Source organism: Micromonospora sp. LH3U1, from assembly GCF_028475105.1.
GTDB lineage: Bacteria > Actinomycetota > Actinomycetes > Mycobacteriales > Micromonosporaceae > Micromonospora.
On the sequence record NZ_CP116936.1, the window covers coordinates 862,364 to 874,845 of the forward strand.

10 protein-coding genes are annotated in these 12,482 nt (G+C 71.9%); 6 read left to right on the forward strand and 4 right to left on the reverse strand.

Annotated features, from left to right (window positions below; translation table 11 throughout):
- Position 1: 1 nt before the first annotated feature.
- Positions 2 to 961: a deoxyribose-phosphate aldolase gene (gene deoC, locus PCA76_RS04095; protein WP_272615392.1), complete on the reverse strand. Its 960-nt coding sequence runs from the start codon at positions 959 to 961 to the stop codon at positions 2 to 4.
- A gap of 126 nt (positions 962 to 1,087) precedes the next feature.
- Here deoC and upp point away from each other — a divergent pair, with 126 nt between their 5' ends.
- Both upp and PCA76_RS04105 read left to right on the forward strand, forming a co-directional pair.
- Positions 1,088 to 1,720, forward strand: coding sequence for a uracil phosphoribosyltransferase (gene upp, locus PCA76_RS04100; protein ID WP_272615393.1), 633 nt, complete (start codon positions 1,088 to 1,090; stop codon positions 1,718 to 1,720).
- 74 nt (positions 1,721 to 1,794) lie between these two features.
- Entirely contained in the window at positions 1,795 to 2,472 is a 678-nt protein-coding gene (locus PCA76_RS04105) for a GOLPH3/VPS74 family protein (RefSeq protein WP_272615394.1), read from the forward strand.
- 23 nt (positions 2,473 to 2,495) lie between these two features.
- On the opposite strand, the gene PCA76_RS04110 is transcribed toward PCA76_RS04105, so the two are convergent.
- Both PCA76_RS04110 and PCA76_RS04115 read right to left on the reverse strand, forming a co-directional pair.
- Positions 2,496 to 4,163, reverse strand: a complete 1,668-nt coding sequence (locus tag PCA76_RS04110) for a phospho-sugar mutase (protein WP_272615395.1) — start codon at positions 4,161 to 4,163, stop codon at positions 2,496 to 2,498.
- 48 nt (positions 4,164 to 4,211) lie between these two features.
- On the reverse strand, positions 4,212 to 6,275 hold the full coding sequence (locus PCA76_RS04115; protein ID WP_272615397.1) for a serine/threonine-protein kinase: 2,064 nt from the start codon (positions 6,273 to 6,275) through the stop codon (positions 4,212 to 4,214).
- Positions 6,276 to 6,481: 206 nt separating this feature from the next.
- On the opposite strand from PCA76_RS04115, the gene PCA76_RS04120 reads away from it, so the two are divergent.
- Entirely contained in the window at positions 6,482 to 8,065 is a 1,584-nt protein-coding gene (locus PCA76_RS04120) for an acyl-CoA mutase large subunit family protein (protein WP_272615398.1), read from the forward strand.
- A gap of 445 nt (positions 8,066 to 8,510) precedes the next feature.
- Entirely contained in the window at positions 8,511 to 9,770 is a 1,260-nt protein-coding gene (locus PCA76_RS04125; RefSeq protein ID WP_272615400.1) for an amidohydrolase, read from the forward strand.
- Here the strand turns inward: PCA76_RS04125 and PCA76_RS04130 are convergent.
- Complete coding sequence (locus PCA76_RS04130; protein ID WP_272615401.1) at positions 9,727 to 10,725, reverse strand: DUF4349 domain-containing protein; 999 nt, start codon at positions 10,723 to 10,725, stop codon at positions 9,727 to 9,729. The genes PCA76_RS04125 and PCA76_RS04130 overlap by 44 nt on opposite strands.
- A 93-nt stretch (positions 10,726 to 10,818) precedes the next feature.
- Between PCA76_RS04130 and PCA76_RS04135 the strand changes: the two genes are divergently transcribed.
- Together PCA76_RS04135 and PCA76_RS04140 are read left to right on the forward strand one after the other, a co-directional pair.
- A complete protein-coding gene (locus PCA76_RS04135) occupies positions 10,819 to 11,451 on the forward strand; it encodes an MBL fold metallo-hydrolase (protein WP_272615402.1) in 633 nt (210 codons plus the stop codon).
- Positions 11,452 to 11,455: 4 nt separating this feature from the next.
- Positions 11,456 to 12,460 carry a hypothetical protein gene (locus PCA76_RS04140; protein ID WP_272615403.1) on the forward strand — a complete coding sequence of 335 codons (1,005 nt, stop codon included), beginning with the start codon at positions 11,456 to 11,458 and terminating at the stop codon, positions 12,458 to 12,460.
- Positions 12,461 to 12,482: the final 22 nt, after the last annotated feature.

Below are 12,482 nucleotides of genomic sequence, written 5' to 3' on the forward strand. Positions count from 1 at the left end.
ATCAGTCCAGGGTGAAGTAGTCGGGACCGGAGTAGGTGCCGGTCGTCAGCTTGGTGCGCTGCATCAGCAGGTCGTTGAGCAGGCTGGACGCGCCGAAGCGGAACCAGTCCGGGTCGAGCCAGTCCGGGCCGACGGTCTCGTTGACCATCACCAGGTATTTGGTGGCGTCCTTGGTGGTCTTGATGCCACCGGCGGGCTTGACGCCCACCTGCCGTCCGGTCGCTTCGCGGAAGTCACGGACCGCTTCCAGCATCACGAGGGTCACCGGCAGTGTCGCCGCGACCGGGACCTTGCCGGTGGAGGTCTTGATGAAGTCGCCGCCGGCCAGCATGGCCAGCCAGGAGGCACGGCGCACGTTGTCGTAGGTCGCCAGCTCGCCGGTCTCCAGGATCACCTTGAGGTGGGCGTCCCCGGAGGCTTCCTTGGTGGCCACGATCTCGTCGTAGACCTCCTTGTACCGGCCGGCCAGGAACGCACCCCGGTTGATCACCATGTCGATCTCGTCGGCACCGGCCGCGACGGCAGCCCGGGTGTCGGCCAGCTTGATCTCCAGCGGCGCCTGACCCGACGGGAAGGCGGTCGCCACGCTGGCCAGGTGCACAGCGCTTCCGCGCAGCACCTCGGCGACGTACGGGACCATCGCCGGGTAGACGCAGACCGCGCCGACGTGCGGGCAGGACGGGTCGGCCGGGTCCGGGCGCAGCGCCTTCGCGGCGAGCGCGCGCACCTTGCCCGGGGTGTCCGCCCCTTCCAGGGTGGTCAGGTCGACCATCCGGATCGCCAGGTCGATCGCCTGGGCCTTGGCGGTGGTCTTGATGGATCGGGTGCCGAGCTGTGCCGCCCGCTGCTCCGCGCCGACCTGGTCCACGCCGGGCAGGCCGTGCAGGAAGGTCCGCAGAGCGGTCTCGGATCGTCCCAGCTCGGAGAGCTCCGACCGGGCCGACGTCGTTGTCGCCGTCATGACCCGAAGTCTACGCACCGGAGAGTCGAGTGATCTTGCTCACGATGGGCACGCGAACGTGAGCGGCGTCGCTGGTCCGACCGCGCCCGCACCGCCGCGCCCTGGGGACCGGTAGGTTGAGCGATCGTGGATGTACACGTCATTGACCACCCGCTGGCCCAGTCCAGGTTGACTGCCATGCGGGACGCGCGCACCGATTCCTCGACGTTCCGGGCCGCCCTGCACGAACTGACCACCATGCTGGTGTACGAGGCGGCGCGTACCTTCCCCGTCGAGCGGTACCCGGTGCAGACGCCCGTCACCGGCACCGAGGGCACCCGGCTGGCCAACCCGCCGCTGCTGGTGCCGGTGCTGCGGGCCGGCCTCGGTATGGCGGACGCCGCACTCGGCCTGCTGCCCGAGTCGTCGATGGGTTTCGTGGGCCTGGCCCGCGACGAGGCGACCTACGAGCCGCGCGCGTACATGGAGTCGCTGCCGCGCGACCTCGCCGGGCTGCCGGTGCTGGTGCTCGACCCGATGCTGGCCACCGGTGGCTCGCTGGAGCACTGCTGCCGGCTGCTGGCCGACCGTGGCTGCACCGACATCACCGTGCTCTGCGTGCTCGCGGCCCCGGTCGGCATCGAGCGGCTGGAACGCTCCGGCCTGCCGTTGCGCCTGGTCACGGCCTCGATCGACGAGGGGCTCAACGACCGCATGTTCATCGTTCCCGGGCTCGGTGACGCCGGTGACCGCCAGTTCGGTGGCATGCCCCGGTTCTGAGGCGTTACCCCGGTCGGTGCCGGGTCCGGCGGGTCCGTGCGCGGTGGTGCGCGGACCCGCTAGCGTCTCCGGCCATGACTGGTGTTGCGCTCGCCGAGGAGTTGCTCCTCCTCGCCTACGACGACACGACCGGCAAGGCGACCATGCCGCGGATCAGCCTGGACCTCGGCATGGCCGCGGCGGTGCTGGTCGAGCTGGCCCTGGCCGGCCGGATCGCGTACGCCGACGGGTCTCTGACGGTGGCCGACCCGACGCCTACCGGTGAGCCGGTCGCGGACGAGGTGCTGGGCCGGATCGCGGCCGACTCTCCGCACACCCCGGCCTCCTGGGTGCAGCGCCTGCGGCACGGCCTGCGGGACCGGATTCTCGGTGACCTGTGTAGCCAGGGCGTGGTTCGGGACGTCGACGAGACCGAGCTGGGCTTCATTCACGTACACCGTTACCCGGTGGTGGACACCTCCATCGAGGCGGAGACCCGGCAGCGGCTGGCCGAGGCCCTGACCGGCGCGGCGGCCCCGGACGAGCGGACCGCCGCGCTGGCCACCCTGGTCGTGGTGCTGCGGATGGAGGCCGCGCTCGGGGTGGACGGCGAGACCGCCGCCGACGCTCGGCGCAGGCTGGAGGAGATCGCCACCGGCGCCGGCTTCTCCGGCGAGGTGAGCACCGACGACTCGGTGGTCCGTCCCTCGGTGGGCCTGGTGGTCGCCGCTCTGGGCCGCGCCGTCGACCAGGCCCTCGGCCCCCGCCGCTGATCCCCGGCGCCGCCGCCCTCGGGCTACAACCCGAGGGCGGCGGCGATCTCGGTGCGGAGCTGCGCGATCGCCGCCTGCGCGCGGGCGCGTGCGGCGGTGACATCGCCGTCGGGCACCGGCTCCACCACCTCGAGGTACGCCTTGAGCTTCGGCTCGGTCCCGGACGGGCGGATCACCACCCGGGCCATCCCGGTACGCAGGATCACCACGTCCGCCTCGGGTAGCAGGTCCTGGACGCTGTCCACCTGGTGCCCGAGCAGTGTGGTCGGGGTGGCTGCCCGGATCCTGGCCATCGCGTCGGCGATCACCCGCAGGTCATCGACCCGGGCGGAGAGTTGGTCGGTGTGGTGCACGCCGAACTCGGCGGCCAACTCGTCCAGCCGGTCGGTCAACGTGCGGCCCTGCGTCTTGAGGCCGGCGGCCAGCTCGGCCACGGTCAGTGCGGCGGTGATGCCGTCCTTGTCCCGGACGTGCTCCGGCGCGACGCAGTAGCCGAGCGCCTCCTCGTAGCCGAAGACCAGCGGGGCGCTTCCGCCGCCAGCCCGCACGATCCACTTGAAGCCGGTCAGCGTCTCGTCGTAGGGCAGGCCCCGGGCCGCGCACATCGCCCGCAGCAGGGACGACGACACGATGGTGGTGGCGTAGAGCCCGCTCACCCCACGGCGCATCAGGTGGTCGGCGAGCAGTACGCCCACCTCGTCGCCGCGCAGCATCCGCCAGCCGTCTGCGCCCGCACGGACGACCACGGCGCAGCGGTCCGCGTCCGGGTCGTTGGCGATGGCGAGGTCCGCGCCGGTGGAGTCGGCCAGGGCGATCAGCCGGTCCACCGCCCCCGGCTCCTCCGGGTTGGGGAACGACACAGTGGGAAAGTCCGGGTCCGGCTCTGCCTGGTCGGGCACCACGCCCGGCACCGGGAAACCGGCGCTGGCGAACGCGGCGGTGAGCACGGCCGCGCCCACCCCGTGCAGCGGGGTGTACGCCACCGTGAGATCACGTGGCCCGTCCGGGTCGATCACGGCGGTGGCTCGTTCGACGTACGCGGCGACCAGGTCGTCACCGAGCACCTGCCCGGGTTGGCCCAGCGGCACCTCGGTCAACGGGCCGACCGCCCGGATGGCTGCCTCGATACCGGCGTCGGCGGGCGGCACGATCTGCGCGCCGGCGCCCAGTTCACCGCCCAGCTCCGCGCCGAGGTAGACCTTGTAGCCGTTGTCCTGCGGCGGGTTGTGGCTGGCCGTGACCATCACCCCGGCGACCCCGCCGAGGTGGCGCACCGCGTACGCCAGCACCGGGGTGGGCAGCGGGCGGGGCAGCAGCAGGGCCGGCCGGCCTGCCCCGGTGGCCACCTGAGCGGTGCGCTCGGCGAACTGTCGGGAGCCGTGCCGGGCGTCGTACCCGATCACCAGGGGGCCGGTGCCGCCCTGGGCCGCGAGCCAGCCGACCAGGCCGGCAGCGGCCTGGGTGACCACGGCGAGATTCATGCCGTTCGGGCCGGCGCGCAGCGGGCCGCGCAGGCCCGCGGTGCCGAAGGTCAACGGGCCGGCGAACCGGTCGGCCAGCTCCGGAGCGCTCGCCGGCAGCCGGTCGAGCACCGCCGTCAGCTCGTCCCGGCTGGCCGGGTCGGGGTCGTCGGCCAGCCAGCGCCGGGCTTGCTCGCGAATGTCGTCGATGTCAGTGGTGTCCGCCGCCATGCCCCTTGATAGCACGGCGACGGATCACCGCTGTGGGTTCCCTCCGGCTCAGCCGTCCCCGGTGAGCTGGAACGTCCGCACCATCTCTTCGAAGATCGGCTTGCTCTCCGCGAACTTGGTGTCCGTGGCGGTGAGGTAGAACGAGTACGCCTTGCCGTCCTGTGCCACGCCACGCCAGACGCCGTGCCGCATGGCGTCACCCTCGCCGCAGGTGTATTCGAACTCAGCGGCCGGCTTGCTGGCCAGCTCGGTCTCGGTGGAGGAGACCTGGCTGTACGGCTTGACGCAGGAGGTGCTCCTGGTCTTGAGACCGTTCTCGGCCGTCTCCGCCCATCGGGTGGAGCTGCTGGACCACTTCTCGGTGATGATGCGGACCTTGCGGCCGCTGTCCTCCGGGTCGATGTAGTCGGTGTATGAGCCGCCGGAGGCCTTCTTCCAGCCCTTCGGCACCATGACCTGGATCCCGCGACCTGCGTGCTCCTGCATCTCGACCGCGGGAGCGGCCGGGGCGGACGACGTGGGCTGCGCTGCCGGGGTGCTCGGCGGCGGGTCGTCGCCGCCGGACAGCGCCACCACGGTGAGCAGCAGCACGACGGCCAGTCCGCCGGCCGCGGCGAGCTGCACCTTGCGGGGCCATCCCTTGACCGTGCTGACGAGCTGACCCCCGCTGGCACGGACCTTGCCCAGCGCGCCGCCGCCCGAAGCGGCGGGCGAGGCGGTCCAGGGCTGGCCGGTGCCTGGCACCGACCACTGGTTACCGCCGCCGTAGGTGCCGCCCATGCGTTGGGTGGCCTCCGGTGCGCCGCCGTACCCGACCTGCTGGGTGGGGTCGGCCGGGCTGCCGTAGCTGACCCGCTGGGTGGCGTCCGGGTGCCCGCCGGCGTCCACCCGCTGGGTGGCGTCCGCGTTGCCGCCGTACGTGCGCCCGGCGGCCGACCGGCTGGGTGGGGGCATCGCGCCGGTCGGCGTGTGCAGCGGGCCGGCCAACGCGTCGGCGCTGGTCTCGTCGAGCCCACCCGTGGCGCCGGCCGCGCCAGCGGGCTGTGGGCGTTCGCCCCGGCGCAGCGCGGCCAGCCGGTCGGTCAGGGACTCGTTCGGGGCCAGCATCGCCGGGCCACCGATCTGGCTGTCCGGCTTCGGCTCCGGCTGGGCCGGCGGGGGGATGGGCATCGGTCGCTGCTGCACCGGCACCACGGCGTACGGGTCGGTGACCGAGTGCACAGCCGTCGCGGTGCTGCCCAGCGCACCGGCGAGCAGCTCGCGCAGCATGGCCCGAGAGGTGTGCACGTCCAGCCGGCGCGCCGGGTCCTTCTCCAGCAGACCCATGAGCACGCGGGTCAGCGGGCCGCTGCGTTGCGGCGGGGCGGGCGGGTCCTCGACCACGGCGTGCATGGTCTCGATCGGGTCACCCTTGTCGAACGGGGGCCGTCCCTCGACCGCTGTGTAAAGCGTCACACCCAGCGAGAACAGGTCGCTCGGCGGGCCGAACTCCTGGCCCATGGCCCGCTCGGGCGAGATGAAGTGCGGCGAGCCGAGCACCATGCCGGGGGTGGTGAGCTGCACGTCGGTGGGCATCCGGGCGACCCCGAAGTCGGTCAGCACACAGCGGCCGTCGGTGCAGATCAGCACGTTGGCGGGCTTGACGTCGCGGTGCAGCACGCCGATCGCGTGGGCGACCTCCAACGCGCCGAGCAGCGCGATGCCGATCTTGGCGACAGCGCGGGGAGCGACCGGCCCGTCCTCGATCACCATGTCCGCGAGGCTGCGGGCGTCCAGCAGCTCCATCACGATCCACGGCCGGCCAGCCTCGGTGACCACGTCGTAGACCTGCACCACGGCGGGGTGCTGGATGGCGGCGGCGGCGCGGGCCTCGCGCAGGGTGCGTTCGTACATGGCGTCACGGTCGCTGGGGGCCAGCCCCGGAGGCAGGACGACCTCCTTCACCGCCACGTCGCGGCGCAGCAGCGTGTCTGTGGCGCGCCACACGGTGCCCATGCCGCCGTTGCCCACCGAGGATCGCAGCGAGTACCGGCCACCAATGGTGGTGCCGGGCGCCGCTCGTCCGTTGGCGGGACTAACTGGTCCGCCGCTCCACGTCGGGATCTGAGTCACAGAAAAGCCACCGGGGGAAATCGAGGGGGGCTGGGACACAACCCCCCTATCTTGCTGGTTCCGACGCCCGATGCGAAAGCCGACGCGTCGGACGTTTATCGAAGTCGACAGAACGTGCCCTGTCGTTCACCTCGTGTCGACCGGTCCGGACGCACTGTGCGGTATCCCTCACGCGGCGATGTGGCCAGGCGACTTACCATCCGGGGATGAACGAACGGCGGTCAAGCGAGTCCGGTTTCCCGATCAACGGCGTCTACACCGAGGCCGACCTTCCGGAGGACCTGGACTCCCGGCTGGGCAGCCCCGGCGAGTTCCCGTACACCCGGGGGGTCTACCCCACGATGTACACCTCCCGCCCGTGGACCATGCGCCAGTACGCCGGCTTCGGCACCGCCACCGAGTCCAACGCGCGGTACCACCAGCTGTTGCGGGCTGGCACGATGGGCCTCTCGGTCGCCTTCGACCTGCCGACCCAGATGGGCTACGACTCGGACGAGCCGATCGCGCACGGCGAGGTCGGCAAGGTCGGCGTCGCCATCGACTCCATTGAGGATATGCGGCTGCTGTTCGCCGACATCCCGCTGGACAAGGTCTCCACCTCGATGACCATCAACGCGCCCGGCTCGGTGCTGCTGCTGCTCTACCAGCTCGTCGCCGAGGAGAACGGGGTGCCCGGCGCGGCGCTCAACGGCACGATCCAGAACGACATCCTCAAGGAGTACATCGCCCGGGGGACGTACATCTTCCCGCCGAAGCCGTCGCTGCGCCTGGTGGCCGACACGTTCGCGTACTGCCGCAAGGAGGTGCCGAAGTGGAACACCATCTCCATCTCCGGTTACCACATGGCCGAGGCCGGCGCGACGCCCGCGCAGGAGATCGCGTTCACCCTGGCCAACGGCGTGGAGTACGTGCGGGCGGCGCTGGCCGCCGGTCTCGCTGTGGACGACTTCGCGCCCCGGCTGTCGTTCTTCTTCGTGGCCCGCACCACGCTGCTCGAGGAGGTGGCGAAGTTCCGCGCCGCCCGCAAGATCTGGGCCCGGCTGATGCGCGACGACTTCGGGGCCAAGGATCCGAAGTCGATGATGCTGCGGTTCCACACCCAGACCGCGGGCGTGCAGCTCACCGCTCAGCAGCCGGAGGTGAACCTGGTCCGGGTGGCGGTGCAGGGGTTGGGCGCGGTGCTCGGCGGCACCCAGTCGCTGCATACCAACAGCTTCGACGAGGCGATCGCGCTGCCGACCGAGAAGGCGGCCCGACTCGCGCTGCGTACCCAGCAGGTGCTGGCGTACGAGACCGACCTGACCGCCACTGTCGACCCGTTCGCCGGCTCGTACGTGGTGGAGGCGATGACCGCCGAGATCGAGGCCGCCGCCCTCGAGTTGATGGAGCGGGTGGCCGACCACGGCTCGGCGGTGGACGCCATCGAGGCCGGGTTTCAGAAGCGGGAGATCGAGCAGTCCGCGTACCGGATCGCCCAGGAGATCGACTCGGGTGAGCGGGTGGTGGTCGGGCTCAACCGGTTCACCGTGGACGAGGAGGAGCCGTACGAGCCGCTGCGGGTCGACCCGACGATCGAGGCGGCCCAGGCCGAGCGGCTGGCGCGGCTGCGCTCCGAGCGGGACGCCGACGCGGTGACGCGGGCGCTCGCCGATCTGCGGGCCGCCGCCGAAGGCACGGACAACCTGCTGTATCCGATGAAGGAGGCGCTGCGGGCCCGGGCCACCGTCGGTGAGGTCTGCGGGACGCTGCGCGAGGTGTGGGGCCTGTACCGGCCCACCGATCAGTTCTGACCGGCCCCGCCCGTGGACACGGTGTGTCCGCCGGGCTTAACGGGTATGCCGTCGGGTGAGCCCGGACGTACACCGTGTGCGCCCGTGGCGCTCCCGTGCGTGTGAGCGTCCTTATCCGGCTGGTTGCGGAGTGTGGTCGGCTAATTGTCGGAGTGTCAGTTCACCACCCCGACTAATGCGACAATTTGCAACAGGGCTTCCCGAGTGGTGCCGGATTCGTGACCGCCGCGATCGGTTACGCGTTGTAGGAGGTGAGGGGCGGATGACGGCGTTCGACCGCGATCTACCTGCTGTCCCACACATCTCCGAGCGCCCTCAGCAGGGCATACGTGACGCTGTGCGTTCTGATCATTACCGTAACGAGGTTGCGCAGCGTCACCGCCGGAGGTCTAGGCTGTCTGCTGTCCCCGATGATCCATCCATTTCTAGTGATCGAGAATTCGACGTGACGAGTGCGTTGACGCTGCCCACGGGTGGCCAGCTGGCGTCGTCCTGGCTGGAGACACCACCCGGGTCCCAGCCGCTGCCCCGTGAGCTGGACCACCTCCTCGCGCTCCGGGTACCGGGGCTGATCGCTACGCGCCGTCACCTCCACTCGCACCCCGAGCTCTCCGGTAACGAGTTCGAGACGGCCGCCCTGATCGCCCGGGAGCTCTCCCTGGCCGGGCTGAGCCCGCGCCTGCTACCCAAGGGCAACGGCGTGATCTGCGACGTCAACGGCAGGCCGGACGGGCCGGTCGTCGCGATGCGCGCCGACATCGACGCCCTGCCGCTGGATGACATCAAGGACGTGCCCTACCGATCGACCGTCGAGGGCGTCTGCCACGCCTGCGGGCACGACGTGCACACCACGATCCTGCTCGGCGTCGGCATGCTGCTGGCCCAGCTCGCCGACCTCGGCGAGTTGGACGGACGGGTCCGGCTCATCTTCCAGCCGGCCGAGGAGATCCTGCCCTGCGGCTCGCTCGAGGTCATCGAGGCCGGTGGCCTGGACGACGTGGTGCAGATCTTCGCGCTGCACTGCGACCCGAACCTGCCGGTGGGCCAGGTCGGCCTGCGGGTCGGCCCGATCACCGCGGCCGCCGACAACGTCACCGTCCGGCTCTCCGGGCCGGGCGGGCACACCGCCCGGCCGCACCTGACCGTCGACCTTGTCGACGCGCTCGGCCGGCTGATCACCGAGGTGCCCGCCCTGGTCAGCCGCCGGGTGCCGGCCAACAGTGGCCTGCTGCTGGTCTTCGGCCACGCGTCGGCCGGCACCCGCTACAACGTCATCCCCTCGGAGGCGAGCGCCTCCGGCACCCTGCGGGTGATGGACCGCGACACCTGGGAGCAGGCTCCCAAGATCGTCGCTCAGGTGGTCCGGGACGTGATCGCCCCGACCGGCGCCACGGTCGACCTGGAATACCTGCGCGGCCGGCCGCCGGTGTGCAACGACTCCCGGGCCATCCAGGTGCTGACCGCCGCGACCGCCGCCGCGCTCGGCCCGGAAGGGATCGCCGAGACACCGCAGAGCATGGGCGGCGAGGACTTCTCCTGGTATCTGGAGTACGTCCCCGGTGCCCTCGCCCGGCTCGGCGTGGGTCGCTCCGGCCCCAACGTCGACCTGCACCGCGCAAGCTTCGACGTGGACGAGCGGGCCATCCCGGCCGGCGTTCGCGTCATGGTGCAGACCGCGCTGCGGGCACTGGCGGCGGTGCGCTGACCGGAGCGGTCGGGACCGAGGTCTTCTTCCGCCGCCGCAGCACCAGCAACAGCACCGCCACCGGCACGCCGAATGCCACCAGCCAGGGCAGCAGCGCCCCCAGCACGGTGAGCAGGACGGTCAACGAGGCGACGAACGCCTTCCAACCGCCGGTCAGCCCGGCCAGGAAGCCGGTCTCGGCCTTCTCGGAGGTGATCTTCGCTGCCGGCCCGGCGAGCGACACGGTGATCGTGGACAATGCGGTCAGATCGGCCAGTCGCCGTTTCTTGGCTTCCAGCGACGCCAGGTCGGCCTCGCGGCGACCCAGCTCGTTCTCCAACGACACCAGGTCGTTGATCGAGGTGGCGCGGGACAGGAGTTGGCGGGCACTCTCCACCCTGGCCCGCTGACTGATGATGCGCGCGTCCAGGTCGACGATCGCCTCGGTGGCGTCCTCGGTGCTGATCTCCCGGCTCTGCTGACGGCCGAGCTTGGCGATCTCGTCGACCACGCTTGTGAACTTCGCCGCAGGCACCCGCAGCTGCAACTCCGCCACCGCGTCGGCCTGGGCACTGCGCCGCTGGTCACCGCCGATGAACCCACCGGCCCGGGTGACCAGTGCGGTGACCTCGCGGGCAGCGGCGTCCACATCGTCCACCTGCACCCGCATCGATCCGGTGTAGATGATCGCCCGCTGATCGACCCGCAGGTCCGGTGCCGCGGCTTTGCCCTCCTGCGGCGCTCCGGCCTTGCCCTCCTGCGGTGCCCCGGCTCCGGCCGCCTCGGGTGCTCCCAGCAAACCGTCCTTGTCCGCACCACCATTCGCAGGGGCGGCCGCGTCCGTCGTGTCCCGCGACCCGCTGTCGCCGGCCCCGCACCCGGTCAACACCAGCGCCGCCGCCAGTGCCGTTGCCGCCAGCAGTGTGCCGTGGCGTCGTACCACCTGTCCGTCCATCCCCGCTCCCATCGTCGTCATCCGGTGTGGCGATAGCTCGGACGCGGCGCACGCGTCGGCTGGTTCCGGCAGACTGCGCTGAGGACGTCACGATTCGATAATCAAGGAGTCACGATGCGGCTCACCAAGTACGCCCACTCCTGCCTCCGCGTGGAACACGACGGGGGAGTGCTCGTCGTCGACCCCGGGATGTTCAGCGACCCCGCGGTGGCATTGGACGGTGCGGACGCGGTGCTGATCACCCACCAACACCCCGACCACCTCGACCTGGCGGCGGTGCGCCTGCAGCTCGACCGGCGGCCGATCCCGATCCACGGGCCCGCCTCGCTCGCCGAAACCCTGGGTGACGCGGCCGAGGTGTTGCACCCGGTCACCGCCGGTGAGTCGTTCACCGCCGCCGGGGTGGCCGTCCGCGCGTACGGGGGCCGGCACGCGGTGATCCACCCGGACATCCCGGTGGTGGACAACCTCGGCTACCTGATCAACGACGTGGTCTACCACCCGGGCGACTCCCTGGTGGTCCCCGAGGAGACACCCGTCGACACGCTCTTCGCGCCGATCCACGCCCCCTGGTCGAAGTTCTCCGAGGTGGTCGACTTCATCCGCGCGGTCGCACCCCGGCGCGCGTACGCCCTGCACGACGCCCTGCTCAACGACAACGGGTTGGGCGTACTCGACCGGCAGTACACCGCGCTGTCCGGCACCGAATACCAGCGACTGGAGCCCGGTAGCCGGGTGGACGTCTGACACGATGCCCGGCCCCTCAGCGGAGCTGGTACAGCAGCTCTACCGCACCCCACCGGACCGGTTCGTGGCCGCCCGGGACGCCGCCGTGGCCGAGGCCCGTCGTGCCGGCGACCCGACCACCGCCCGACAGCTGGCCCGGCTACGTCGCCCGACGGTGGCGGCCTGGCTGGTGAACCTGCTCGCCATCCGACGTCCGGAGCTGGTCGCCGACCTGGTCCAGCTCGCCGATGCGCTGCGGACCGCCCAGCGGGAGCTGCGGGGGCCCCGGCTGCGGGAGCTGTCCGCACAGCGCCGGGCGGTGGTCGGCGCCCTGGTCGCCGAGGTCCGGAAGCTCGCCGCGGCGGAGCCGGACGCGCCACCGGCCGGTCGACTGCCACTGGCCGAGGTGGAGGCGACCCTCAACGCGGCGTTCTCCGACGCCGAGGTCGCCGAGCAGGTCCGGGCGGGCCGTCTGCTCCGGGCGGCGAGCTACGCCGGCTTCGGTGAGGTGCCCCGGCCGCAGCTGCGGCTGGTCACCGGCGATGACGAGGAGCCGGAGGAGGAACGCCCCGCCCGCCGACCCGGTGCCCAGCGGGGGCGTCCCGAGGCGGTGCCCCGCCCGGACCGGGCAGCGGAGCGTGCCGACCGGGCAGCGGAGCGCGCCGAGCAGGCCGAGCGGGCTGCGCAGCGCACGGCCCGCGCCGAGCGAGCCCGGCAGCGCCGTGCCCTGGACCGGGAGCTGGCAAAGGCCCAGTCCGACCAGGAGCGCGTCGAGGCAGAGTTGGCCGAGGCGACCGCGCAGGAGCGGGATGGCGCTGCCGTACTCGATGGGATCGAGGCCGAGCTGGCCGAGCTGGAGCGGCGGCGGGCGGTCGCCGAGCAGGATCTCAGCCGGGCCAAGCTCGCTCGGCGTGCCGCCGAGCGTGCGGTCACCGTGGCTCGGCGGCGCGCGGGTGAGGTGGAGGCGGCGGTCGAGGCGCTGGCGGCCGAAGAGGGGGATGCGGACGTGGGCGGTGGCGCGGCAGACTGACCATCGATGGACGACAACGAGT

Excerpts from the sequence above, each read along its gene's own strand:
- deoC (WP_272615392.1), bottom strand. The coding sequence starts at position 961 with ATGACGGCGACAACGACGTCGGCCCGGTCGGAGCTCTCCGAGCTGGGA.
- PCA76_RS04105 (WP_272615394.1), top strand. The coding sequence starts at position 1,795 with ATGACTGGTGTTGCGCTCGCCGAGGAGTTGCTCCTCCTCGCCTACGAC.
- PCA76_RS04110 (WP_272615395.1), bottom strand. The coding sequence starts at position 4,163 with ATGGCGGCGGACACCACTGACATCGACGACATTCGCGAGCAAGCCCGG.
- PCA76_RS04120 (WP_272615398.1), top strand. The coding sequence starts at position 6,482 with ATGAACGAACGGCGGTCAAGCGAGTCCGGTTTCCCGATCAACGGCGTC.
- PCA76_RS04130 (WP_272615401.1), bottom strand. The coding sequence starts at position 10,725 with ATGACGACGATGGGAGCGGGGATGGACGGACAGGTGGTACGACGCCAC.
- PCA76_RS04135 (WP_272615402.1), top strand. The coding sequence starts at position 10,819 with ATGCGGCTCACCAAGTACGCCCACTCCTGCCTCCGCGTGGAACACGAC.
- PCA76_RS04140 (WP_272615403.1), top strand. The coding sequence starts at position 11,456 with ATGCCCGGCCCCTCAGCGGAGCTGGTACAGCAGCTCTACCGCACCCCA.